Annotated in this window: 23 protein-coding genes; 3 read left to right on the plus strand and 20 right to left on the minus strand. The window is 69.4% G+C overall.

The features are described from left to right. The first annotated feature begins 19 nt into the window (after positions 1-19). Positions 20-844, plus strand: a complete 825-nt coding sequence (locus tag ACK4TH_RS08940; protein ID WP_409625300.1) for an outer membrane protein assembly factor BamD — start codon at positions 20-22, stop codon at positions 842-844. 128 nt (positions 845-972) lie between these two features. Here the strand turns inward: ACK4TH_RS08940 and rplI are convergent, their stop codons facing one another. The 5 genes from rplI to ACK4TH_RS08965 all read right to left on the minus strand — a co-directional run bounded on the left by rplI (position 973) and on the right by ACK4TH_RS08965 (position 4,550). After that, the gene (rplI, locus tag ACK4TH_RS08945; protein WP_409625303.1) at positions 973-1,425 is read right to left on the minus strand and encodes a 50S ribosomal protein L9; all 453 of its coding nucleotides are present in this window, start codon (positions 1,423-1,425) and stop codon (positions 973-975) included. A 14-nt stretch (positions 1,426-1,439) separates the two neighbouring features. Next, complete coding sequence (gene rpsR, locus ACK4TH_RS08950) at positions 1,440-1,718, minus strand: 30S ribosomal protein S18 (RefSeq protein ID WP_068609357.1); 279 nt, start codon at positions 1,716-1,718, stop codon at positions 1,440-1,442. A 9-nt stretch (positions 1,719-1,727) separates the two neighbouring features. Then, the gene (priB, locus tag ACK4TH_RS08955; protein ID WP_409625306.1) at positions 1,728-2,045 is read right to left on the minus strand and encodes a primosomal replication protein N; all 318 of its coding nucleotides are present in this window, start codon (positions 2,043-2,045) and stop codon (positions 1,728-1,730) included. Next, a complete protein-coding gene (gene rpsF, locus ACK4TH_RS08960) occupies positions 2,042-2,404 on the minus strand; it encodes a 30S ribosomal protein S6 (RefSeq protein ID WP_409625309.1) in 363 nt (120 codons plus the stop codon). Before rpsF ends, priB begins: the two co-directional genes overlap by 4 nt. A 64-nt stretch (positions 2,405-2,468) precedes the next feature. Beyond that, positions 2,469-4,550, minus strand: coding sequence for a VC_2705 family sodium/solute symporter (locus tag ACK4TH_RS08965; RefSeq protein WP_409625312.1), 2,082 nt, complete (start codon positions 4,548-4,550; stop codon positions 2,469-2,471). 124 nt (positions 4,551-4,674) lie between these two features. Here ACK4TH_RS08965 and ACK4TH_RS08970 point away from each other — a divergent pair, with 124 nt between their 5' ends. Further along, positions 4,675-6,135: a putative nucleotidyltransferase substrate binding domain-containing protein gene (locus ACK4TH_RS08970; protein WP_409625315.1), complete on the plus strand. Its 1,461-nt coding sequence runs from the start codon at positions 4,675-4,677 to the stop codon at positions 6,133-6,135. Between the two features lie 39 nt (positions 6,136-6,174). Here ACK4TH_RS08970 and ACK4TH_RS08975 read toward each other — a convergent pair whose 3' ends face one another. The 5 genes from ACK4TH_RS08975 to ppsA are packed head-to-tail and all read right to left on the minus strand — an operon-like array spanning position 6,175 to position 14,171. Beyond that, positions 6,175-8,376, minus strand: coding sequence for an exonuclease domain-containing protein (locus ACK4TH_RS08975; RefSeq protein WP_409625318.1), 2,202 nt, complete (start codon positions 8,374-8,376; stop codon positions 6,175-6,177). Then, on the minus strand, positions 8,373-8,747 hold the full coding sequence (locus ACK4TH_RS08980; RefSeq protein WP_409625320.1) for a response regulator transcription factor: 375 nt from the start codon (positions 8,745-8,747) through the stop codon (positions 8,373-8,375). Before ACK4TH_RS08980 ends, ACK4TH_RS08975 begins: the two co-directional genes overlap by 4 nt. Positions 8,748-8,769: 22 nt before the next feature. Next, positions 8,770-11,517, minus strand: coding sequence for an ATP-binding protein (locus tag ACK4TH_RS08985; RefSeq protein ID WP_409625323.1), 2,748 nt, complete (start codon positions 11,515-11,517; stop codon positions 8,770-8,772). Between the two features lie 22 nt (positions 11,518-11,539). Next, positions 11,540-11,749, minus strand: a complete 210-nt coding sequence (locus tag ACK4TH_RS08990) for a hypothetical protein (protein WP_409625326.1) — start codon at positions 11,747-11,749, stop codon at positions 11,540-11,542. Positions 11,750-11,777: 28 nt separating this feature from the next. Then, a complete protein-coding gene (gene ppsA / locus ACK4TH_RS08995) occupies positions 11,778-14,171 on the minus strand; it encodes a phosphoenolpyruvate synthase (protein WP_409625329.1) in 2,394 nt (797 codons plus the stop codon). Positions 14,172-14,354: 183 nt separating this feature from the next. On the opposite strand from ppsA, the gene ACK4TH_RS09000 reads away from it, so the two are divergent. Further along, complete coding sequence (locus tag ACK4TH_RS09000; protein ID WP_409625332.1) at positions 14,355-15,173, plus strand: pyruvate, water dikinase regulatory protein; 819 nt, start codon at positions 14,355-14,357, stop codon at positions 15,171-15,173. Positions 15,174-15,197: 24 nt separating this feature from the next. Here ACK4TH_RS09000 and ACK4TH_RS09005 read toward each other — a convergent pair whose 3' ends face one another. The 10 genes from ACK4TH_RS09005 to ACK4TH_RS09050 all read right to left on the minus strand — a co-directional run. Beyond that, entirely contained in the window at positions 15,198-16,067 is an 870-nt protein-coding gene (locus tag ACK4TH_RS09005; protein ID WP_409625335.1) for a lytic transglycosylase domain-containing protein, read from the minus strand. Positions 16,068-16,135: 68 nt separating this feature from the next. Then, positions 16,136-16,495 (minus strand): hypothetical protein, encoded by a 360-nt coding sequence (locus ACK4TH_RS09010; protein WP_409625338.1) that lies wholly within the window; start codon positions 16,493-16,495, stop codon positions 16,136-16,138. Between the two features lie 117 nt (positions 16,496-16,612). Beyond that, positions 16,613-18,466 carry a sodium:solute symporter family protein gene (locus ACK4TH_RS09015; RefSeq protein ID WP_409625341.1) on the minus strand — a complete coding sequence of 618 codons (1,854 nt, stop codon included), beginning with the start codon at positions 18,464-18,466 and terminating at the stop codon, positions 16,613-16,615. A 15-nt stretch (positions 18,467-18,481) separates the two neighbouring features. Continuing rightward, a complete protein-coding gene (locus tag ACK4TH_RS09020) occupies positions 18,482-18,742 on the minus strand; it encodes a DUF4212 domain-containing protein (RefSeq protein WP_409625344.1) in 261 nt (86 codons plus the stop codon). Positions 18,743-18,885: 143 nt separating this feature from the next. Further along, positions 18,886-19,473: a histidine phosphatase family protein gene (locus ACK4TH_RS09025; RefSeq protein WP_409625347.1), complete on the minus strand. Its 588-nt coding sequence runs from the start codon at positions 19,471-19,473 to the stop codon at positions 18,886-18,888. A 4-nt stretch (positions 19,474-19,477) separates the two neighbouring features. Beyond that, a complete protein-coding gene (locus ACK4TH_RS09030) occupies positions 19,478-20,341 on the minus strand; it encodes an adenosylcobinamide-GDP ribazoletransferase (RefSeq protein ID WP_409625350.1) in 864 nt (287 codons plus the stop codon). An 18-nt stretch (positions 20,342-20,359) separates the two neighbouring features. Next, positions 20,360-21,433, minus strand: a complete 1,074-nt coding sequence (gene cobT / locus ACK4TH_RS09035; protein WP_409625353.1) for a nicotinate-nucleotide--dimethylbenzimidazole phosphoribosyltransferase — start codon at positions 21,431-21,433, stop codon at positions 20,360-20,362. Positions 21,434-21,463: 30 nt separating this feature from the next. Next, on the minus strand, positions 21,464-22,933 hold the full coding sequence (locus ACK4TH_RS09040; protein WP_409625356.1) for a cobyric acid synthase: 1,470 nt from the start codon (positions 22,931-22,933) through the stop codon (positions 21,464-21,466). Continuing rightward, the gene (locus ACK4TH_RS09045) at positions 22,930-24,030 is read right to left on the minus strand and encodes an aminotransferase class I/II-fold pyridoxal phosphate-dependent enzyme (RefSeq protein WP_409625359.1); all 1,101 of its coding nucleotides are present in this window, start codon (positions 24,028-24,030) and stop codon (positions 22,930-22,932) included. Before ACK4TH_RS09045 ends, ACK4TH_RS09040 begins: the two co-directional genes overlap by 4 nt. Further along, positions 24,027-24,897, minus strand: an 871-nt coding sequence (locus ACK4TH_RS09050; protein WP_409625362.1) for a CobD/CbiB family cobalamin biosynthesis protein, incomplete at its 5' end; no start/stop codon positions are given. The genes ACK4TH_RS09045 and ACK4TH_RS09050, both read right to left, overlap by 4 nt.

Here is a 24,897-nt window from a genome sequence, read left to right on the forward strand (position 1 = left end):
CGCGCCTGAGGGGCGCCCAATGAAGACCCACCGATTATCCGCCGATCGCCTGCGCGCGCCCACCCTGTCCGCCATCGCCCTGGGTATCGCCTTGCTGGCCGGCTGCGCCAGCGGCCCCGAAAAGGACGTCACTGCCGGCTGGAGCCCCAACAAGCTGTACGCCGAGGCCATGGACGAGCGCGCGGCCGGCAACTATGACAAGGCCATCCAGTACTTCGAAAAACTCGAAGGCCGGGCCGCCGGCACCCCGTTGGCGCAACAAGCCCAGCTCGAAAAGGCCTACGCCCATTACAAGAACGGCGAGCAAGCCCAGGCCATTGCCACGCTGGACCGATTCATCAAACTGCACCCGGCCAGCCCGGCGCTGGACTACGCCCTCTACCTCAAGGGGCTGGTCAATTTCAACGACAACCTGGGGCTGTTCGGCTTCATCTCGCAACAGGACCTCTCCGAGCGGGATCAGAAAGCGGCCAAAGACTCGTTCGAAGCCTTCAAGGAACTGGTCGAGCGCTTCCCCGACTCGCGCTACGCCCCCGATGCGCGTCAACGGATGACGTACATCGTCAACTCCCTGGCGCAGTCCGAGGTACACGTCGCCCGCTACTACTACCGGCGCGGGGCCTTCGTGGCCGCGATCAACCGCGCCCAGGCGGCCTTGAAGGACTACCAGAACGTCCCGGCAACCGAAGAGGCGCTCTACATCCTGATGAAGTCGTACGAGGCGCTGGAGATGCCCGACCAGGCGCGCGATGCCCGCCGCGTGCTGGAAGCCAACTTCCCTGCCAGCCCATTCCTCACCCAGGGATTTCGCCGCGACAGCGGTCCGTGGTGGAAACTCTGGTGACCGCCCTCTCCGGCAGAGTCGCCGGGCGGACCGCCACCGAAGCGGCGCCCTCCGTGCCACGAAAGTGACCACGAAAAAGGCCGCCTGCGAGGCGGCCTTTTGGTTTGCGGACGGAACGGCCTGACGGATCAGACGGTTTCGCCCAGCACCTGGACGTTGACGTCGACCACCACGTCGGTGTGCAGCGCCACCGACACGGTGTAGTCGCCCACCATCTTGAGCACGCCGTTGGGCATACGAACCTGAGCCTTGGCGACCGGGTAGCCGGCCTTGGTCAGCTCCGCAGCGATGTCGTGGTTGGTGACCGAGCCGAACAGACGGCCGTCCACCCCCGCCTTTTGCGACAGCTTGATGGTGATGCCATTGAGCTTTTCGCCCAGGGCCTGGGCCTCGGCCAGCTTGGCGGCAGCCACCTTTTCGAGCTCGGCGCGGCGCGCGTTGAACTCGTCGATGGCCGACTGCGTCGCCCGGCGGGCGCGGCCGGTCGGGATCAGGAAGTTGCGGGCATAGCCGTCTTTGACCTTGACGATGTCGCCCAGGTTGCCCAGATTGACGACCTTGTCGAGCAGGATGACTTGCATGTTCTCGGGCTCCTTCAGACGCGGTGCTGGTCGCTGTACGGCAACAGCGCCAGGAAGCGCGCGCGCTTGATGGCGGTGGCGACCTGGCGCTGGTAGATGGCGCGGGTGCCGGTCAGGCGGGCGGGAATGATCTTGCCGTTTTCGGCAATGAAATCCTTCAGCGTGTCGACGTCCTTGTAGTCGACTTCCTCGACGCCGGCGACGGTGAAGCGGCAGAACTTCTTGCGCTTGAACAGCAGGTTGTTGCTGGCGCGCTTGGGGCGGTTGCCCTGATTGCGTTGCGGTGCAGCCATGATGGTTTCCTAAATCGGCTTGAAATCCTGGATGTGGAACACGACCCCGTTGCCGCGGCGCGCAGAGCTCAGAAACCCTGCACACCACAGCGTGGCCCCCAGCGGCTGGATGGCGAGTCGTTCGGCATCGGCGCCAAACGCCACCCCTTTCAGACGCAGGGCCACTCGCCTGGGCTGGCCGGCTTCCACCTGCTCGGATGCATGCTCTAACAGCACATCCAACACGGGGATGCCAGCCGGGCTGTAGCGCATGGCCGCGCACTGCGCGAGCGTGGCCACGAGCACCAGGCGGTTGACGGGTGACGCGGTCGCCCCTGCTGGGGTCAAGCAGCGGCTTCCTGTTGCGCCTTGCGGGCTTCCTCGCGCTCGACGGCCTTCATCATCGCCGACGGGCCGGTCTCGGCCTTCTTCTTCTGGACCACCAGGTGACGCAGCACGGCGTCGTTGAAGCGGAAGGCGTGCTCGAGCTCGTTCATGACCTCCTGCCCGGCCTCGATGTTGAGGCACAGGTAGTGGGCTTTGGACAGCTTGTTGATCTGGTACGCCAGCTGGCGACGACCCCAGTCTTCGACGCGGTGGATGGCACCGCCGCCGGCCGTGATCATGCCCTTGTAGCGCTCCAGCATGGCGGGCACCTGCTCGCTCTGATCCGGGTGGATCAGCATGACGATTTCGTAGTGACGCATGAACTCTCCTTGTGGAACAACTGCCACCCCCGCGTCAACTGGGGTGTGGCAAGGAAGCCTGCGATTATAGCTTGCCGGCCGATGGCGAGCGCAAGCGCCGCACCCAGGCGCGCCGCTGCGGCGATGGCGCCGGGGTGATCAGGCTGACGGCGACCGTGACCGCCAGCCCCACCGGAACGCCGAACACCCCCGCGGCTATCGGCTGGATTTCCCACCACAGGCGCGGCTCACCGGTCAGACCCAACACCGAGCGCAGCCACGGCTGCGTCGCGGCCATGTAATAGACCGTGACCGCCAGCCCCGCCAGCATGCCCGCCACGGCCCCCGGCCCGTTGGCCCGGGACCAGAAGATGCCCAGCACCAACGCCGGAAAGAAGGCCGCCGCCGCCAGGGAAAACGCCGCCGACACGAGGAACAAAATGTCCGCCGGCTTCTGTGCCGCGATGTAGGCGGCGAGCAAGGCCACCACGAGCAGCAGCACCTTGGACAGGGTGACGCGGCGCGCCGTCTCGGCGGTCGGATCGAGGGTTTTGTAGTACAGATCGTGGCTGAGCGCGCTGGTGATGGCCAACAACAACCCGTCGGCCGTCGACAGCGCTCCGGCCAGCCCCCCGGCCGCGACGAGGCCGGCGACGACATACGGCAAGCCGGCGATTTCGGCGGCAGCCAGCACGATGATGTCGGGCCCGATGGTGATTTCGCCCAACTGAAGCACTCCGTCGCGGTTGACGTCGCGCACCGACAACAGGCCAGGATCGACGCGGCTCCAGGCGCTCACCCAGTGAGGCAAAGCGTCGAACGAGGTGCCGACCAAGCCGTTGAGCACCTCGAACTTGACCATCACGGCCAGCGCCGGGGCCGTCAGGTACAGCAGCGCGATGAAGCCCGCGCCCCACGCCACCGACTGCCGGGCCTGGCGCACATTCGGGACGGTGTAGAAGCGCACCAACAAATGGGGCAAGGCAGCCGTCCCCACCACCAGACAGAACACGAGCGCCAGGAAATTGCGGCGCGAAGGCTCCACCCCCGCCTGCGGCCCTGTCTCGGCGGTATCCTGCGCGTAGGGGCGCGCCTGCGGTGGCATGCCGCCGAGCGCGGTGGTCTTGGTCTGCGCCTGCTCGAGCTGGCGCGTCCACAGCGCGCGGGCGGCGGCCTCGTCGCGCGGCAAGCGCGACAGCAGCCGCTCCGCCTCGGCGATGTCCGCCGGATCGCCGTCGTAGCGCCGCAGCGACTCGATGTGGCGCTCGGCCTGGGTGCGCTCACGTTCCAGGGCGGCGGCCGGATCGCGCAGGCGCTCGCGCAGCACATGGGCCTGATGGGCCCAGATGCGCTGCACATGAACCTCCTGCGGGCTTTCGGCCAGGGCGTGCTCGCGCTCCGTGACCTTCTGCAGTTGGATGCCATAGGTGAGCTGAGGCACGGGCCAGCCGGTCTGCTTGACGGACAGCCAGACCACCGGGGTGACATAAGCCAGGATCAAGACGATGTACTGGGCGACCTGCGTCCAGGTCACAGCCCGCATCCCCCCCAAAAAGGAGCAGACCAGAATCCCCCCGAGGCCGAGGAACACCCCCACCTCGAAGGCCAGCCCCGTCAGGCGCGAGGTGATCAAACCCACCCCATAAATCTGCGCCACGACGTAGATGAACGAACACAACAGCAGCGCAAACACGCCGAGCAGTCGAGGCACCGGGCCGCCGTAGCGCTCCGCCAAAAAGTCGGGGATGGTGAACTGTCCGAAGCGCCGCAAGTACGGTGCCAAAAACAAGGCCACCAGCACGAAGCCGCCCGTCCAGCCGAGCAAGAAGGCCAGGCCGCCAAAGCCCTGCATGTACAGCGTGCCCGCCAACCCCAGAAACGAGGCCGCGGACAGCCAGTCCGCCGCCAGCGCCATGCCGTTGTAGAACGCCGGCACGCGCCGCCCAGCCACGTAGTACTCGACCGGGTCGATGGTGCGGGTGAGGATGCCGATCGTCGCATAGACGGCCAAGGTGCCAAGCAGGAAGGTCAGGCCGATGGCGCTCTTGGACCAGCCCAGGCGCTCCAACACCCCGAGCAGCAGCACGAAGCCGATGAACCCCCAGGTGAATCGCCAGTACAGACGGTCGAGGAAAGGGCGAAGGTGGGAGTCGGGCGACGCGGGCATGGCGCAAAGACGGCAGCGGCTTGACGCAACGCAAAGCCGTGGCGGGCGTTGGTCGTGGCAGCGGACGGTACGGGTGTAGCATGGCATCGTAGCGGTTTTTGGTCCCGCCCGGGCCACCCTTGCCATGCACACGCCTCCCGACGAGCGACCGGTCGACGACTCCATCCCTCTGGCCACCCTGCCGGTGCGGGCCTTGCTGCGGCGCCCCCCGGTGACAGTCCCGCCTGAACTGCCCATCCAAGCGACCGCGCGCATCATGCGCGAGCACCGGATTTCGTCGGTGCTGGTGGCCGACGACGGCGCCCTGGTCGGCCTGGTGACGGACCGCGATTTGCGCAACCGTGTGCTGGCCGAGGGGCTGGACCCGGCGCGCCCCGTGATCGAGATCGCCACCACCGCGCTGCAAACGGTGGACATCGGGGACCATGCGTTCGATGCACTGCTGCTCATGGCCCGCCTGAACATCCATCATGTGCCGGTGATGGACGGGCGCACGGTGGTCGGCGTCGTCTCCAGCAGCGACTTGCAGCAGCAACAAAGCAACTCCGCCGTCAACCTGGCCGGCGCGATCTACCGACAAGAGTCGGTGGAAGAACTGGTGGCGACGGCCGGCCGCATCGGCCAGCTCCAGCGGCAACTGGCCGCGGCCAGCACCAGCGCACACGCCACGGGGCGCATCGTTTCGGCCATGACGGATGCCCTCACCTCGCGCCTGCTGCAACTGGCCGAGGCCCAGTACGGCCCGCCCCCCGTGCCCTATGCCTGGGTTGCCGCCGGATCGCAGGGGCGCAATGAACAGACCGCCAAATCCGACCAGGACAACTGCCTGGTTCTGGACGACCGCTACGACCCTGTGGCGCACGGCGCCTATTTCGAAGCGCTGGCGCGATTCGTGTGCGACGGGCTCAACGCCTGCGGCTATGTCTATTGCCCTGGCGAGATGATGGCGGTCACCGACACCTGGCGGCAGCCGCTGGCGCGGTGGCGCGAATATTTCTTGACCTGGATCGAGCGCCCCGAGCCGAAGGCCCTGATGTTGACCTGCGTCTTTTTCGATCAGCGCTTCGTGCATGGCGAACGCGCGCTGCTCGACACCCTGCGCGCGGAGGTGCTGCAGCGCACGCCGGGGCAGCGGATCTTTCTGGCGCACATGGTGGGCAACGCGCTGACCCATCAGCCGCCGCTGGGATGGCTGGGGGGGATCAGCACCATCCGCCACGGGGAGCACGAAGGCACGGTGGACCTCAAGCACACCGGCATCGTGCCGATCATCGACCTGGCGCGCATTTACGCCCTGGCTGGCGGCATCCCGGCGGTCAGCACGCGCGAGCGCCTGCAGGCGGCGGCCAGCAGCGGCGAAATCAGTGCCGAGCGCACGCGCGATCTGATCGACGCGCTGGAGTTTCTGAGCGGACTGCGCATCCAGCACCAGGCTCGCCTGATGGCCGATGGCCAAGCCGCGGACAATTACCTGCGGCTCGACGAGCTCTCCGAACTCGAACGGCGCCACCTGAAGGATGCCTTCGGCGTCGTGAAGGACCTGCAGAGCGTGCTGGAAAAGCGCTATCTCGCGGGGCGCTTCTGAGGGCCGGGGCAGCGTACGCCCCGGTATCGACACCCGGCATCAATACGTCAGACGGGCGTAGTAGGTGCGCTCGGCCGCGCGGCGCGCTTCGCCCAGGGTGTGGATGCCCTGCTCGGCCAGCAGCGGGATGAGGCGCAGCAGCACCTCGGCCGTCACGAAAGCATCGCCCAGCGCCGTGTGACGCCCGATCACCGGGATGCCGAACCGGGCCGCAATCTCCTCCAGCCGGTGCGATGCTTGGGCGGGGTGAACCACCGCCGACAGCAGCAAGGTGTCGAGCACCGGATGATCGAACACCAGCCCGGTCGCGCGCTCCTTGAGCTGCAAAAACCGCATGTCGAATGCCGCGTTGTGCGCCACCAGCACCGTGTCGCGGGCAAAGGCGTGGAAGGCGGGCAGCACCTGCGTGATGTCGGGCTGACCGGCGACCATTTCCGGGGTGATGCCGTGGATGGGAATGGATTCGCGCGGGATGGAGCGGCGCGGGTTGACGAGTTGCTCGAAGCTCTCGTGCCGCAGCAGCTTGCCGTTGACGATGCGCGTGGCGCCGATTTGGATGATTTCGTCACCCTCGGACGGATTCAGACCCGTGGTCTCGGTATCGAAGACCGTATAGGCCAGCGCCGTGAGCGGCACATCGTCCAACGCCTGCGCCGCGGGAGACTGGCGGAACAGGTCGAAGTCGTAATACTCGGGCCGACTCTCGGTGCGCACGAGTGGGGGCACATCGGCCGGCTCCACCGGCTCGATCGCCGGCAACAGCAACCGGAAGAAGGCCAAGCCCGCCTGAGCGTCCGCCTCCACCCACAAGGCGCCGCCGTGGCGCTCCACCACATCGCGCACACTCGCCGCCAAGCCCCCGTCGCCGACGCGCATCGGGTCCAGCTCCCAGCCCATCAGACCGGCAATCGACGCTTCGCCGGTCGGGGCGGCCCAGGCCAGATCCAAGTGCGCCTGGGCGCCGGCCCGCCCTTGCGCCGCCGCAACAGGCTGCAGCCGCAGGGTAACGGCGGCAACGCCCCCCTCCTGGTGCAGCCGGCGCGCCAGATAGACCACGGCTTGTATCAGTGCGAAGCTCTCGATGCGCAGCCAGACCTCGCCATCGACGGGGCCCACGCCCACCTGCAGCCCTTCGACATCGGCCAGACGGCGCTCGATCGCCGCCACCAGATCGGCGCCCAACATGTCCTCCATCGGCCACTGGCTGCCCCATTGCGCGGCGCCGTCGGCGACCAGGCGCTGCACCCGGTCGCCCAGGGCCTGGACCTCGTCGCGCACCACGCCGAGCAGCCGCTCGCGCAGCGCGGGATCGGCGTCGGGCAACTCCAGCACCTCCAGCGCCGCACGCACATTCGCCAGCGAGCGGCGGCTGCCTTCGGTCAGATCGAGCCAGAGCCGCTCGCGCGCCGCCGCCTGTTCGTGGTCGCGGGTGATGTTGTCGAGCACGAGGACGAAGCCGGCCAGATCCTGCTCGGCCTCCTCGCCACCCTCCGCCTGCCGTACCGGAGCCACCTGCACCCGCAGCAACTGCCCGCCGCGCGTGGCCGTGACGAACTGCGCGCTGGGATGCGCCGCCCCCCGGCGCAAACGCTGGCGAATGCTCTCCAGCGCGTGCGCAATGACCGCCCGGTCGAACACCGTGTAGATGGAGCGCCCCAAGCCGATCAGCTCCGCCCCGCCGGCCAACGTGGGCGCCTGGGACAGGGCTCGGAACTGCCAACGCGCCCGGTTGTTGTAGAGCAGGACGCGCCCGTCCAGGTTGCACACGACGACGCTTTGCGTCAGTTCGGACATGAGGGCGGCCAGGCGCGATTTCTCCTGCTCGATGCCGCGCGCCGCCTCGCGCACGCGCTCGTCCACCTGGGCGCGCCACGCCTCGCGCTGCTGCACGAGCTGGTTGAACAACTGGGCCACCCGCCGCACTTCCGCCGGGCCGCGCTCGCGCAGGGCCGGCGCGCCCTGCGCGGTCAACAGCACCTGGGCCTCCTCGGCCAGCCGCCGCCAGGGGTGCACGCCCACGTCGAAGGCGCGCTGCAGCCCCCACGCGATGGCCGCCATGCCCACCAGCCACATCAGCAACACGAAGCCCCAGCGGTCGCCCAGCAAATCGAGCATGCGCGCGCGGGCATCGACCTCGAGGGTGACCGCGATCAGCCCCACCGTCACCGCCAACCACGCGAGCGACACGGCTGCGGCACCGGCCAGCAGCCACCACAGACGCGGGTCGATGCGCCGCCTCACCCCTGCGCCTCCAGCAGTTCGCGCACGCGGCGCACCAGTTCCTGCGTGGAAAAGGGCTTGGTCAGATAGGCATCCGCGCCGAGCGCCAGACCCTTGGCAACGTCGGTGTCCCGCCCCTTGGCCGTGAGCATGACGACGCGCATGCCCGCCAGCGCGGCATCGGCCCGGATGGCCTGGCACACGTCGAAGCCGCTCTTGCGCGGCATCATGACGTCGAGCAGCACCACATCCGGCCGCCAACTGCCGGCGAGGGCCAAGCCTTCCTCCCCGTCGCGGGCCACCTGCACCTCGTAGCCCTCGCGCTTCATCAGAAACTCGAGCGAGATCAGAATGTTGGGTTCGTCGTCCACGATCAGTACGCGCTTGCCCATGGGGGCGTCTCCTCGATGGTTTTCAGGGGCCGACCCGTGGCGCCGGGGGCGACAGCGGCAGGTCGAAGCCGAAGCAAGCCCCGTCGCCGGGCGTCGATCGCAGCCACAGGCGTCCACCGAAATGCTCCACGATCCGACGGCTGATCGGCAAGCCCAGTCCGGTGCCCGCCGGCCGATCCAGCGCGTCACCGCCCTGGCGAAACTTCTCGAAAATCACCGCCTGCTCGGCCATGGGCACCCCCGGTCCATTGTCGTGCACTTCGACGGTGACCTGGGGCGGGCCATCGCCGGCCAACGCCGAGAATACGCGCACCCGCACTTGCCCCGTCTCGGCCGGAACGAACTTCGCTGCGTTTGACAACAAATTCATCAGCACCTGCTGCAAGCGGTCGGCATCGGCGCGCACCATCAAGGGGCCGGGTGACAGCTCCAGCGCCAGCCGCGCCCCGCGGTCACGCAGCAAGGGCTCGGCCGCTTGCGCGGCCCGCTGCACCACCGCCACCAGGTCCACGTCAGCCACATCCCAGACGGCATGCCCGGATTCGATCTTGGCCAAATCCAGCACCTGGTTGACCAGCCGGGTCAGGCGCTCGGTCTCGGCCACGACGATGCCCAGAAACTGCTCGCGCTGTGCCACATCCATGTCGGGATCGTCGCGCATGATTTCCGACAAGGCCCTGATCGAGGTCAAGGGCGTGCGCAGTTCATGCGTCACCGACGACATGAAGTCGTCTTTCAGGCGGTCCAGCTCCTGCAGTCGCTCGTTGGCCGCGCGCAACTCCGCCGTGGCGCGTTCCAGTGAGCGGGATTTGTCCTCCAAGGCGCGCGATAGGGCACGCAGCCGCCCGGTCTCGCGCAGGATATCGAGCACATCCTCGACGCGCAGGGGCTGCTCCTCCACCACCGAGGCCACCAGTCGCCGGGCCGATGCGCTGCCCACGGCCCCCGCCAGCTGCGTCTCGACCCAATGGACGAGGGCCGCATCGGCTGGCAAGGCCGCCACCGGCACCCCACGCGCACGGGCCTGCTCGTCCAGGAGGGCACGCGCACGCTCAGCCCCCAGTACCCGCGCCAACACCGCCTCCAGCGCCGGCAGGGAGGCTTCGCCACGCCAGAACACGGGGCGATCCTCCGCGCCGGTGCGCTCGAACACATCGACGAAGAGCAGCGCCTGGCTGGTTTCGGCCGCCCCGGGCCGGCGCACCAGCGACACGCCCACGTAGAGGCCGACGTTGACCAGCAGGCTCCAGAACAGCGCATGGGTGAGCGGATCGAACCCCTGCAGCCCCAGCAAAGCTTCCGGCCGCAGCCAGTCGATGCCGAACAGTCCCTCGTTCACGAAGGTGGCGGGCAGCCACCCCGATTTGGCGAGGGAAGGCAGCATCAACGTGTAGGCCCAGACCACGAAGCCGCCCAGCAGTCCGGCCATGGCCCCGTCGCGGCTGGCGCCTTTCCAATACATACCGCCCAGCAGCGCGGGCGCAAACTGGGCCACGGCGGCAAAGCTGATCAGGCCGATGCTCACGAGCGCGTAGGCATCGCCCGCCACCCGGTAGTACCCATAGCCCAACAACAGCAGCACGAGGATCGCTCCGCGGCGGATGCGAAGGATGGGTCGCGTCAGATCGACTGGGGCTCGACCCCGCGCGGCGTGCCGCAACCACCACGGCAACACCAGGTCGTTGCACACCATGGTCGCCACCGCGATCGTCTCGACGATGACCATGCCGGTGGCCGCGGACAGTCCCCCGATGAACGCCAGCAGCAACAAGGCATCGGCCCCGGCGGCCTGCGGCAACCGAAGCACGAAAATCTCGGCCTCGGGGGAGGCACTGCCAAACCACAGCAGCCCGGCCAGTGCGATCGGCAGCACGAACAGGTTGATCAACCACAGATAGAGCGGAAACACCCAGGCTGCACGGCGGATGTGCCGCTCGTCCACCGCCTCGACCACCATGACCTGGAATTGGCGCGGCAGCAGCAGCACGGACAGCCCGGCCAACACCGTCAAGGCCAGCCAGCTCGACCAGGCAAAGGCGCCGGCGTCGCCGATTGTGAGCAGCCGCGCCAGCTCCGGCACCTGGCGGGCGCGCGCGACGATATCCCCCCAGCCGTCGAACAGCCCCCAGGTGACATAGGCGCCCACGGCCAAAAACGCCACCAGTTTGACCAGCGACTCGAGGGCGATGGCGGCGACCATACCCTCGTGCCGCTCGGTGCTGTCCCAATGGCGCACGCCAAAAGCGATGGTGAACGCGGCCAGCCCCAGCGCCAGGTAGAAGGTGCTCTCGCGCCACCAGGGGGGCGCACCGATACCATGCGCCGCGCCGTCGGTCACCACCGCATAGGCAACGGCAATGCCCTTGAGCTGCAGGGCGATGTAAGGGACGATGCCGACCACGGTGATCAGCGTGACCAGCCCGGCCAGTGCAGGGCTTTTGCCGTAGCGGCTGCCGATGAAATCCGCGATGGTGGTGATGCGGTAGGTGCGCGCGATGCGCACCATCTTGCGCAGGACGGCCCAGCCCAGCACCATGGCCAGCGTCGGCCCCAGGTAAATCGGCAAGAACCACAGACCGCCGCTGGCCGCACGCCCGACGCTGCCAAAGTACGTCCAGGCGGTGCAATAGACCGCCATCGACAACGCATAAACCCACGCGCTGCCGATGGTGGAGCGTCCCCGGTACGCCCGCCGGTCGGCCCAGTGGGCCACGCCAAACAATACCCCCAGATAGGCAAACGCAGCGGCGATGACGAGCGCGGGTGACATCGACCGACTGCGCCACCGGGCGTCAATCCGGCGCGCGCTCCATGAGCCAGGCGAGGACGGCGATCAACGCCGCCCACACGCCGAACAGAGCCACCACGAAGGGAGCGGCGCTCCCCGAGCGCTCACCCCAGAACGCCCAGACCGCCAGCAGCGGAAAGTTGAACGCCAGCACGCCCAGCGCAAACAGGGCCCACAGCCGCGGCTCCTCGGGGGGCGGGTCGGGCAGTGGCATGGCGGGGCGCAGCCGGTGGCGCGGTGGATCAGTCCCCGGCAGCCAGCCGGTGCCAGGTGTCGACGACCGTGTCCGGGTTCAGCGAGATCGAGCTGATGCCGCGCTCCATCAGCCAGCGCGCGAAGTCCGGATGGTCGCTGGGCCCCTGGCCGCAGATGCCGATGTATTTGCCCTGCGCGCGGCAGGCCGCGATGGCGCGCTCGATCAGCGCCAGCACCGCCGGGTCGCGCTCGTCGAAGTCGTGCGCCAGCAGCTCCAGCCCGGAGTCGCGGTCCAGCCCGAGCGTCAGCTGCGTCAGGTCGTTGGAGCCGATCGAGAAGCCGTCGAAGAACTCGAGGAACTGCTCGGCCAGCACCGCGTTGCTCGGGATCTCGCACATCATGATGAGCTTGAGCTCCTGCTCGCCGCGCTTCAAGCCCATCGAGGCCAGCAGCTCGGTGACGCGCCGGGCCTGTGCCAGCGTGCGCACGAACGGCACCATCACCTGCACGTTGGTCAGGCCCATCTCGCCGCGCACGCGCTTGATGGCCTCCACCTCCATCGCGAACGCCTCGGCGAACTCGGCGCTCAGGTAGCGCGCCGCGCCGCGGAAGCCCAGCATCGGGTTTTCCTCGTCCGGCTCGTAGCGGCTGCCGCCGATCAGCTTGCGGTACTCGTTGCTCTTGAAGTCCGACAGCCGCACGATCACCGGCTTGGGCCAGAACGCCGCGGCGATCGTGGCCACGCCCTCGGCCACCTTGTCGACGTAGAAGGCGCGCGGGCTGGCGTGGCCGCGCGCGGCCGATTCCACCGCGCGCTTCAGATCGGCATCGACGTTGGGGTAGTCGAGGATCGCCTGCGGGTGCACGCCGATGTTGTTGTTGATGATGAACTCCAGCCGCGCCAGCCCGACGCCGGCGTTGGGGATCTGGGCGAAGTCGAACGCCAGCTGCGGGTTGCCGACGTTCATCATGATCTTGACCGGCAGCTCCGGCATCTCGCCGCGCCTGACCTCGGTGACCTCGGTCTCCAGCAGCCCCTCGTAGATGTGGCCGGTGTCGCCCTCGGCGCAGCTGACGGTGACGAGCTGGCCGTCCTTGAGCGCCTCGGTGGCGTGGCCGCAGCCGACCACCGCCGGAATGCCCAGCTCGCGCGCGATGATCGCCGCATGGCAGGTGCGCCCGCCGCGGTTGGTGACGATGGCGCTGGCGCGCTTCATGATCGGCTCCCAGTTGGGGTCGGTCATGTCGGTGACCAGCACGTCGCCGGGCTGCACCTTGTCCATCTCGGCGATGGAGTGCACGATGCGCACCTTGCCGGTGCCGATCTTCTGGCCGATGGCGCGGCCGCTTGCCAGCACCGGGCCCTTGGCCTTGAGCTTGTAGCGCAGTTCCACCTGACCGGCGGCTTGGCTCTTGACGGTCTCGGGCCGCGCCTGCAGGATGTAGATCTGGCCGTCGACGCCGTCCTTGCCCCACTCGATGTCCATCGGACGGCCGTAGTGCTGCTCGATGACCAGCGCGTAGCGCGCCAGCTCCAGCACCTCGGCATCCGTCAGGCTGTAGCGGTTGCGCTGCTCCACCGGCACGTCCACCGTCTTGACCAGCTTGCCGCCGGCGGCTTGCTCCTGCGGCGTGGCAAACACCATCTGGATCAGCTTGCTGCCGAGGTTGCGGCGGATGATGGCGTGCTTGCCGGCCTTGAGCATCGGCTTGTGGACGTAGAACTCATCCGGGTTGACGGCGCCCTGCACCACCGTCTCGCCGAGACCATAGCTGGCGGTGATGAACACGACGTCCTGAAAGCCGCTTTCGGTGTCGATCGTGAACATGACGCCGGAGGCGCCCAGGTCCGAGCGCACCATGCGCTGCACGCCGGCTGAGAGCGCCACCTCGCTGTGCGCAAAGCCCTTGTGCACGCGGTAGCTGATCGCGCGGTCGTTGTAGAGGCTGGCGAAGACCTCCTTGATCTTGTGCAGGATCTGCTCGATGCCGACGACGTTGAGGAAGGTCTCCTGCTGGCCGGCGAAGGAGGCATCGGGCAGATCCTCCGCGGTGGCCGAGGAGCGCACCGCGTAGCTGGCGTTGAGCCCGCCGTCCAGGCGCGCGTAGGCGTCGCGGATCGCGGCGTCCAGCTCGGGCGGAAACGGCTGCGCCTCGACCATGGCGCGAATCTCGGCGCCGGTGGCCGCCAGCGCCTTGACGTCGTCGGCGTCGAGCCTCGCCAGCATGGCGTGGATGCGCTCATCCAGCCCGCCGTGCTTCAGGAACAGGCGAAAGGCATGCGCCGTGGTCGCGAAGCCGGTCGGCACGCGCACGCCCTGCGGCAGCTGCGAGATCATCTCGCCGAGGCTGGCGTTCTTGCCGCCGACGATTTCGACGTCGGCCATGCGCAGCTGCTCGAACGGCACGACGAGCGCATCGGGGGGGAAACGATTGGACATGGTTGAAGACTCCACGATGTTGAAAAACCGGTCCCGCAGCCGGTGGGCGCTTGCTTGTCGTTGTTCGTGGCCCCGCGGCCCCCGGTGCGGACGGCCGAAGCCCGCCATCGCACCGAGTCGCGATAATGTGTCGATTGTAAGTTCCCGCCCCCTTGCCAGCACAGCCCGGTCCGCCGATCGATCATGCCCAACCGCACCGCTTTCTTCGTCTCCGATGGCACCGGCATCACGGCCGAAACCTTCGCCCGCGCCATCCTGACCCAATTCGAAATCGACCCCAAGTGCGTGCGGCTGCCGTTCATCGACGACGCCGACAAGGCTCACCAGGCGGTGCGCCACATCAACCACGCCGCAGCCGTGGACGGCAAGCGGCCGCTGGTTTTCACCACCGTGGTCAACATGGAGGTGCTCCAGGTGCTGCAGCAGCACTGCCAAGGCATGCTGATCGACATGTTCGGCACCTTCATCGCGCCGCTGGAGCACGAGCTGGGCATGAAGTCCAACCACCGCGTCGGGCGCTTTTCGGACGTGGCCAAGAGCCGCGAGTACCACGACCGCATCGAGGCGATCAACTTCACCCTGGAGCACGACGACGGCCAGACGAACGACAATCTGGAAAAGTCCGACGTGATCCTGGTCGGCGTCAGCCGCAGCGGCAAGACACCGACTTCGCTCTACCTGGCCATGCAGTTCGGGCTCAAGGCGTCCAACTACCCCTTGATTCCCGAGGACTTCGAGCGCCGACAGTTGCCCCCGGCCCTGATCCCCCACAAGAAAAAGCTGTTCGGCCTGACCATCGACCCCCAGCGCCTGAGCGAAATCCGGCACGAGCGTCGCCCCAACTCGCGCTACGCGAGCCTGGAAAACTGCCGCTACGAGGTGCGCGAAGCCGAATCGCTGATGCGCCGCGCGGGCATCCGCATCCTGTCGACCACGCACAAGTCGATCGAGGAGATCGCCACCATCATTCGCCAGGATTTGGAGGAGTCCACCGGGCGCTGAAACCGTCGGCCGCGGCACAGCCAATCACAGGGCACCCGGGCGGGGATGGCGCGTGGCCCGATAAAAGTGCAGGATGCGCTGCACATAGGCCCGCGTCTCGGCATACGGCGGCACCCCGCCGTAGCGGTCCACCACCCCCTCGCCCGCGTTGTAGGCGGCGCAGACCAGGGCCACGTCGCCGTCGAAGCGATCGAGCAGCCAGCGCAGGTAGGACAGGCCGCCGCGCACGTTCTGCTCGGGGTCGAACGGGTTGCGCACGCCAAAGCGCTCGGCCGTATCGGGGATGAGCTGCATCAACCCCTGGGCGTTGCGCGGCGAGACCGCGCGCGCCTCGAAGTTGGATTCGGCCCGCGCGATGGCCAGCGCCAGTCGGCCGTCAACGGCAAAACGTGGCGCCAGGCGCTGGATGAGCTGGGCGTGGCGACGCTTGTCCGGGGGGAGCGCGGCCACGAAACGCTCCACCACCTCGTGCGGCACCGCCTGCTCGGGGCGTGGCGGATCGAAGCGCGGCGGCTCGCCCCCTGTCAGGCAAGCGGGCAGACCGTCGGGGCGGCCCGCACCCACGGATGCGCCTGGCGCTGCGTGTGCATCCGCAGCGCTCGACGGCCCCGCCCGCCCCAGCGGATACCGCTCCAGAAGCTCCTGGGCCTCGCGATGGCCGATCTGCGCGGCCTGGCGCAGCAACGCCCCACCCTCGGCTTCACCGGCGGGATCGCGGCGTTCGCGCAGGGAGAGCGCGCCCAACCGGTAATAGGCTTCGCTACTGCCGAAGCGGGCGGCGTCGCAGTAGCGCGCCGCCGCCGTCGAGAAATCGCTCACCCGCTCGGCCTCCCAGCCCTCTTCGATCCAGCGCGACAGTTGGGGCGGCTCATCGGTCCACACTGGCGGCGCCACGTCTGTCCACCCCTCTGCCGTTGCCCAAGCCGCCGACCCCAGCCCCAGCGCGGCGGCGCACAGCGCCGTCAGGAACGCCGGGCGCGCGACTTGGGCTGGCCAATGCCATGCGCATGGCGGGCCAGTGCAAAGGACAGAAAGATCTTCATCCACAACGTCGTTCCGGCGATCGCCACCCAGGTCTGATACTCGAGCCACCCCAGCAGGACCGCCATGATGACGCCCACCATCACACCGCCACCCACCAGATTGATCGCCATCTCGTAAGGGGCCCACCGTTGGGCGTCGGCCGGGGGCTCGCCCTTTTTCAGGGCCACCTCGGAAAAATCGCGGCGAACCAGAATGCGCCACGCCCGCCGCAGCCAGAAGAATGCCACGGGAAACAGCGCCAGGAAAAACAGAATCTTGATCGGATAGATGCTGACCATTGCGTCCTCATCAAAAAAGCCCTGCCGGCCAGGCCGGCAGGGCTATTGTCGTCGGGCCCGCAGGCAAGCCGCCCGGCGGGCCGCAGCGTCGGGCGCGATGCCCGACGCGCATCGCGCTCAGTGCGCCACGGCCGAGCCCGCGCCCTTGGGCACACGGACCGACTCGACCAGCTCCTGAATGTGCGACGGCACCGGCTTGGAGACCGCGCTGACCACAAACGCCACCACGAAGTTGACGATCGCGCCGACGGTACCGAAAGCCTCCGGCGTCACGCCGAAGAAGCTGTTGGCGCCACCGATCAGGTCGAGGTACTCCGTGCCCTTGACGAAGAAAATGCCCTTGTGCGCGAACACATAGAACAGTGTCACGAACAGGCCGGCCAGCATGCCCGCCACGGCACCGGAGCCGGTCACCTTCTTGCTGAAGATGCCCATCATCAGCGCCGGGAAGATCGTCGAGGCGGCGATACCGAAGGCCAGCGCCACGGTGCCCGCGGCGAAGCCCGGCGGGTTCAGCCCCAGATAGCCGGCGACGACGATGGCACCGGCCATGGCGATCTTGCCGGCCAGCAGTTCGTTCTTCTCGCTGATGTTGGGGTTGATGGCGCCCTTGATCAAGTCGTGCGAGATGGCCGACGAAATCGCCAGCAGCAGGCCCGCAGCGGTGGACAGGGCCGCGGCCAGGCCACCGGCGGCGACCAGCGCGATCACCCAGTCGGGCAGCAGCGCGATTTCGGGGTTGGCCAGCACGATGATGTCGGCGTTGACGGTCAGCTCGTTGCCCTTGAGGCCGGCGGCCTCGATCTTGGCCTTGACATTCGCGTTGGCGGTCTTGTCGTTGTAGAACTGGATGCGGCCGTCGCCGTTCTTGTCCTCGAACTTCAGCAGACCGGTCTTCTCCCAGCGCTTGAACCAGTCCGGACGCTGGTCGTAGGGCAACGCGGATTCGGCCGCGAACAGGTCCGCGTTGGCCTTGACGCGCTCGGCGTTCACCCGGATGCCGCCTGCCGGGTCCGGCTCCACGCCGACCGCGGTGTTGACGGTGCCGATCAGGTTGAGGCGCGCCATGCCACCGACCGCAGGGGCCGTGGTGTAGAGCAAGGCGATGAACACCAGCGCCCAACCCGCGGACGAGCGGGCGTCGGAAACCTTGGGCACCGTGAAGAAGCGCACGATGACGTGCGGCAGGCCGGCCGTGCCGATCATCAGCGACACGGTGTAGAAGAACATGTTGAGTTTGTTGCCGGCCACGGCGGTGGTGTACTCGGCAAAGCCCAGATCCCGAACCACTTGGTCCAGCTTGGCCAGCAACGCAACGTCTGTGCCCTTGAGATCCGATCCCAGGCCCAGCTGCGGGATGACGTTGCCGGTCAGGGCCAGCGAGATGAAGAACGCCGGCACCAGGTAGGCCAGGATCAGCACGATGTACTGCGCGACCTGGGTGTAGGTGATGCCCTTCATGCCGCCGAACACCGCGTAGGCGAACACGATGGCCATGCCGATGTAGATGCCCATGTCGCTGGAGACGCCGAGGAAGCGCGAGAACGTCACACCCACCCCGGTCATCTGGCCGATGATGTAGGTGATCGAGGCCACCAGCAGGCAGATCACGCCGACGTTGCGCGCGGTCTGCGAGTAGTAGCGGTCACCGATGAACTCGGGCACGGTGAACTTGCCGAACTTGCGCAGGTACGGCGCCAGCAGGCAGGCCAGCAGCACGTAGCCGCCGGTCCAGCCCATCAGGAACACCGCGCCGCCGTAGCCCATGTTGGAGATCAGGCCGGCCATCGAGATGAACGAGGCCGCGCTCATCCAGTCGGCCGCGGTGGCCATGCCGTTGGTCACGGGGTGCACGCCGCCGCCGGCGACGTAGAAGTCGGAGGTGCTGCCGGCGCGCGACCAGATCGCGATGCCGATGTACATCGCAAACGTGATGCCGACGACCAGATAAGTCCAGAGTTGCAAACTCATGTGCGTTCCTTCAGATCAGTCTTCGGCCATACCGAATTTGCGGTCGATGTCGCCCATCTTCTTCGCATACCAGAAGATCAGCGCGATGAAGATGTAGATGGACCCCTGTTGCGAGAACCAGAAACCCAGCGGATAGCCGCCGAGCTTGATGCCGTTGATGGCATCGGCAAACAGGATGCCTGCCCCGTAGGACACCAGGAACCAGATGACCAAGACCTTGGTCAACAGCCCCAGCGTCGCGGACCAATAGGCCCGGGCGTTGCTGTCAAGGGACATGATGGATCTCCTCGGATACACATGTGGGAATTGGCGGTGGACGCCGCCGGCCTGAACATCGCTCGGGATGCGCAATGTTGCTGGGCGCACTATCTGGAGCAATGCTTACAGCGGCCTGATGATTCCGAGGAAAACGGCCAAAACTAGGGTAAATCCCAACCCTCGCGGGTATCCGGAAGCGCCACGCAGACCCATTGCCCGGGGGCCGGAGCCTCACGCGGCCAATGCCCGGCGTCCGGGGGCATGGCGGTGCCCACCCCTTGCAGGGTGTATTGGACGGCGCGGATGACCCCCGCGTGGGTGATCCAGACTTGGTCGTCCACGCCGTCGGCTATTGCGGCGCGCAGGGCGTGCCGCACGCGGCGCAGAAGCATCCGTACGGACTCGCCGCCACCGGGGCGGTAGTCGGCAAAGTCCGCCGCCCAGGCGTCGAGTTCGGCCCGCGGCACGTCGTCCCAGGCGAGGCACTCCCACGCACCGAAATCCAGTTCGCCCAGGTTGCGGTCGGCGATGGGTGCCGCGAGACCCGGGCGCCGCGCCTGCAGCGCTTGGGCAAGCTGGCGCGCCCGAAGCAGCGATGAGACGCGCCAGCCAAAGTGCGCCGGCAGCGCGGCGTCCAGCCGCCGGGCTGCCTCGACCGTGGCCACCGGGTCGGCGGGAATGTCGCTCGCCCCGTAGCAGACGCCAGGTGGCAAGGCGGTGGCAGCATGGCGCACAAGCCACAAGCGCACGGCCTCAGCCCCAACCCCGGGCCTGCAGCCCCAGCCCGACCGCCAGCCCCAGATAAAAAGCCAGCTCCGTCATCTGCTGGGTGGCGCCCAGCGTGTCCCCGGTAAAACCCTGCAGGCGTTGCCGCAACCAGCGGCGCATGGCCACCAGCGCGCACCCCGCCGCCACGACCGCAGCGCCCCACGGCGCGGACGGCACCAGCCCCACCACCAGTGCCATCGCAGCGACCCACCAGCCCAGCCCCACGATCCCGGTGGACACACCCATCGTATCCGCCAGCGGCTTGGACTTGGAGCGTGGCGTGTCCCCCACATGCGCAAGGGTGCGGATGATCCACAGTGGGGCCAGCCGCGACGTGACATGGGCTGCGAACAGCCCGGCGGCCACCAGCACGGTGCCGTGCTGGGCCAGCAGCGCCAGCAACCCCACTTTGGTGAGCAGGGCCAGCACCAGCGTCACCGCCGCGTAGCTGCCGATGCGCGAGTCCTTCATGATGTCCAGGGCCCGCTCGCGCTCGACCACTCCGCCCAGGGCATCGGCCGTGTCGGCCAAACCGTCCTCGTGGAAGGCCCCCGTCAGAGCGACGCTCGCGGCCGTGGCCAGGGCCGCCGCCACCCAGGCCGACGCGGGCTGGGCCGGCAGCACCCACAAGGCCGCAGCGCTCACCGCGGCGCACACCCCGCCAACCAGCCAGCCCACGCCCGGAAAATGCGCCGCACTGGCGCGCAGCATGGCCGGCGAGTAACCGACCCACGCCGCGAGCCGCCCGGTAACGGGAATGCGCGTGAAAAACTGCAGCGCCAGCAAAAAATGCCGCACGCCGGTGGCCAAGGCGGCCAGGGGTCGTGGAGGGGCCTTCGGCTCCGACATGCGGCTCCTCCCGGCGCGTCAGATGGTGGTGGGCGCCGGATCCGGCGCCGCACGCGCCACCCCGGCAGCGCCGAAACTGGCCATCTCGCGCAGGATCGCGCAGGCCGACACCAGCAGCGGCCAGGCCAGCGCGGCGCCGGATCCCTCCCCGAGCCGCAGGCCGAGATCCAGCAGCGGCTCGGCCTTCAGGTGCGCCAGCAGCAGCGCGTGGCCGCGCTCGCCGGAGCGGTGCGCGAACACGCAGCGCTGCAGCACGTGTGGGCGCAGCCGCGCCGCCACCAGCACCGCCGCGGTGGTGATGAAGCCGTCCACGACGATGACGCGCCGCTCGGCGGCGGCCTGCAGCACGGCACCGGTCATGGTGGCGATCTCGAGGCCTCCGAGCGCCGCCAGCGCCTCCAGCGGCTCGGTGGCCTGTGCGTGGCGCGCGAGCACCCGGCGCAGCACGTCGATCTTGCGCTGCACGCCGGCGGCGTCCAGTCCGGTGCCGGCACCGGTGCAGTCGGCGATGTCCAGGCCGGTCAGCCGGCTCATCAGCAGCGCCGCGGCCGAGGTGTTGCCGATGCCCATCTCGCCCAGCAGCAGCACGTTGCCGGGCAGCCGCCGCGCGAGGTCGATGCCGTGCCGCAGGGCCTGCGCGCATTGCGCGTCGGTCATCGCCGGCTGCTGCAGCGCGTCCGCCGTGCCCCAAGCCACCTTGGCGTCCACCAGACCGGGCCGCGGTGCGAAGGCATGGCGCACGCCGCAGTCCACCACCGTCAGCGCCAGCGCATGCTGGCGCGCCAGCACGCTGACCGCCGCGCCGCCAGCCAGGAAGTTTTCCACCATCTGCCAGGTGACGTCGCTGGGGTAGGCCGACACGCCGTGCGCGGCGAGTCCATGGTCGGCGGCGAAGACCGCCAGCTGCGGCTCGCGCAGCGCCGGCGCCTCGGTGCCGAGGATCAGGCCGAGGCGCTGGGCCAGTGCCTCCAGCCGGCCCAGTGACCCGAGCGGCTTGGTCTTGTCGTCCAGCAGCGCCTGCAGGCGCGCGGCCAGCGCGGCGTCGTGCAGGTCGGACACGGCGGGCAGGTCATCGGGGTTCAGCGTCGTCATCGGGGAGCTCCTCATCGATGGGGGGAAGGATCAGGGGCCGGCCAGTGCCGCCAGCGCCCCGGGGGCGAAGTGCACCTCCACCAGGTCGGCCAGGCCGTCGAACACGTCCGCCAGCGGCCGGGCGCGCGCGCCCAGCAGCGCGCGCAGCGCCGCCTCGTCCTCGAACAAGCCGTGCAGATAGACGCCGAGCACATGGCCGGCGGGGTGGCACCACGCCAACCCCGGCGACACCTCGTGCGCCACCTCGCCGCGCGCCACGAGCGCCGGGTGCGGCACGGTGCGGCCATGGTGGATCTCGTAGCCGCGCACACGCACGCCCGCCAGCGAAGCCCACGGGCCCGGCGGCACAGGGCCGAACGTCGCCGTGGTGCGGCGCACGGTCTTGTCGCGCTCGAACGCGGTGACCAGCGGCAGCAGGCCCAGCCCCGGGGCGTTGCCGTCCACGCCGTGCGGATCGACCAGCGCCTCGCCGAGCATCTGCAGCCCGCCGCAGATGCCCAGCACCGCCCCGCCGCGCGCGGCGTGCGCGGCGATGGCGGCGTCCAGCCCCTGCGCGCGCAGCCAGGCCAGGTCCGCCGCCGTGGCCTTGGAGCCGGGCAGGATGATCCAGTCGGCCCCGGCGCAATCCGCCGGCGAGCGCGCCCACACCAGCCGCACGCCGGCGGCGTTCTTCAGCGGCTGGAATTCGTCCAGGTTGCTCAGACGCGGGTAGGCCACCACCGCCACCGTGGTGTGCACCGGCCCGCCGCCCGGCGCGGCGCGGTCGTCGAATACGCCGTCCTCCTCCGGCAGGCCGTGGCCCCAGCGCAGCGGCAGCGTGGCCAGCGTCGGCACGCCGGTGCGATCCTGCAGCCGCTGCGGCGCCGGCGCGAGCAACGCCGCATCGCCCCGAAACTTGTTCAGTACGAAGCCGCGCAGCGCGCCGCGCACGTCCGCCGGCAGCAGGGCCCAGGTGCCATACAGGTGCGCAAACGCCCCGCCGCGGTCGATGTCGGCCACCAGCAGCGCGCGCGCCTGCGCGTGGCGCACCGGCGCCAGGTTAACAATGTCGGTGTCCTGCAGGTTGATCTCCGCCGGGGAGCCGGCGCCTTCCATCACGATCAGGTCATGCTGCGCGCGCAGCTCATCGAGCGCTTGGCGCACCAGCGGCCAGGCGCGCGAGGAGCGCTGCCGCCACGGCAGCGCGGTCAGGTCGGGATCGACGCGCCCCAACACCACCGCCTGGCTGCGCGTGTCGGCCTCGGGCTTGAGCAGCAGCGGGTTCATGCGCACGTCCGGCTCGACGCCGGCGGCCAGCGCCTGAAAATATTGCGCCGCGCCGATCTCGCCTTCCGCACCGTCGGGGGTGGCGACGACGCGCGCGTTGTTGCTCATGTTCTGCGCCTTGAACGGCGCCACGCGCAGGCCCTGGCGCGCGTACCAGCGGCACAGCGCGGTGGCGAGCCAGCTCTTGCCGGCGCCGCTGCTGGTGCCCCAGACCATCAGGCAGCGCGCGGTCATCGCGGTGTCCTCCGCCCGGTGGTCGTCGGGGCCATCGCCACGCCGGGCGCATCCAGCGCCTCGGCCAGCGCCCGCAGCGCCTCGGGCGACTGCGCCGACAGGCGCCACCAGCCGGGCAAACCGAACGACGTCGCATCGCGCAGCTTGACGCCGCGCGCGCGCAGCGCCGCCGCGTCGATCGGTTGCGGTGGACGGGCGCAGACGAACGGCGTGACGCTGGGGGTGACCTCCCAGCCGCGCGCCTCGAGCGTCTGCACGAGCGCCGCCTTCCACTGCGCGAGCGTGGCGTGCGTGGCCTGCAGCCAGCGCCGCGTGGAGGGTTCCACCCAAGCGGTGAGCAGCGCCACGCCGTCGGCCCCGATCGGCCACGACGGCGCCAGCGCCTGCAGCTCGGCGAGCTGGCCGGGCTCAGCATCCTGCGGCGCGATCACGTAGGCCGCCCGCACGCCGGTGAGGCCGAGGGCCTTGTTCGGACTGTGCAGCTGCCAGCAGCGCGCGCGCTGCCGCTCGGTCAGCGCCGCCTCGCCCTGCAGCCGCAGCGGCGCGTAGGCCAGATCCAGCGTCACCGGTGCCCCGGTGGCCAGCAGCGCCTCGGCGGCGGCGGCATCCTCCGGCCGGCCAAGCGGGCTGCCGGGGTCGCACAGCCAGCCGGCGCGCGCCTGCGCCGGGCCGGGCGCGCGCACCAGGCCCCAGACCTGGGCCGCGTGCGCATAGTCGCCGTAGCCGGGCACCGGCCACCAGACGCGCGCCAGCCCCCGCCGCGCGCACCAGGCGGCAAAGCGCAGGATCCATTCGCTGCCGCTGGCGGCCAGCAGCACGCGCGCCGGGGCCACGCCGTGCGCATCCGCCAACCGGCGGCGCAGCCCGTCATAGGCGGGATCGGGGTAGTGGCGCCGCGGTGCGGCCTGCACGCGCGCCCAGGCGTGCGGACAGGGCCCGCAGGCGTTGGCGTTGGTCGAAAAGTCCCACGGCGGCACGCCGCCGGCGTCGGGGCCACCGTGGGCGCGCGGCAGCCGCGCTGCAGGCGCCTGCGTCGGCGCCTTGGCCGGCTCGGCCGTCCGATGTTCAAAGAACGAGTGCTCCAGCCGCTCTTTCATGACGGCCTCCCGAAAACCTCCAGCGCCGCCAAGCCGGCCACCAGCAGCGTGCCCCACCCGGCCACCGCGCGCCCGCACCATGCCAGCGCGCGCGCGGTGTCGGCGGGCGCCGGCAACCGCCCGCCCTCGTTGAGCGCATACACGCCGGGCTTGACCAGCCGCACCCCCAGCCGCAGCGCCAGCGCGCCCATCGGCCAGCCGCCATTGGGCGACGGCGTGCGCCGCGCCTGCGCGCGCAGCGCGCGCCACGGCAAACCGCGGCCCGAGGCGGTCAGCAGCGCCACGGCGGTCAGCCGCGCCGGCAGCCAGGAGAGCACGTCGTCGGCGCGCGCGGCCCAGCGCCCCGCCCACGTCCAGTCGCGCCCTCCGCGCACGCCGCGGTATCCCCACATCGCATCGGCGGTGTTGGCCCAGCGGTAGAGCGCCGCACCGGGCAGGCCCGCCAGCGCAAACCAGAACAGCGGGGCCACCACCGAGTCGTTGAGGTTTTCCGCCAAGGTGGACAGCGCCGCCTGGCGCACGCCGGCCTCGTCCAGCCCCTGCACGTCGCGGCTGACCAGCCGCGCCACCTGCGCGCGCCCCAACTCCAGCCCCCGCGCCAGCGCCGCCTCCACCGCGGCCACCTCGTCACGCAACATGCGCCAGGCCAGCATCGGCTTGAGCAGCACGCCCAGTGCCAGCCCTTGCGCCCACCCTGGCGCGCGGCTCGCCATCGCCTGCGCGCCGGCAGCCAGCGCCACCACCGCCGCCGCCCCCAGCGTCCACGCCAGCGCCCCGGCAGCGAAGTCCCGCCCTGGCCGCCGTGCCTCACCCGCCCGCGGCGCAACCCACCGGCCCAGCGCCGCCAGCACCCGCCCCATGCCGACC

The sequence above is a fragment of the Tepidimonas sp. genome, assembly GCF_046292505.1.
GTDB lineage: Bacteria > Pseudomonadota > Gammaproteobacteria > Burkholderiales > Burkholderiaceae_C > Tepidimonas.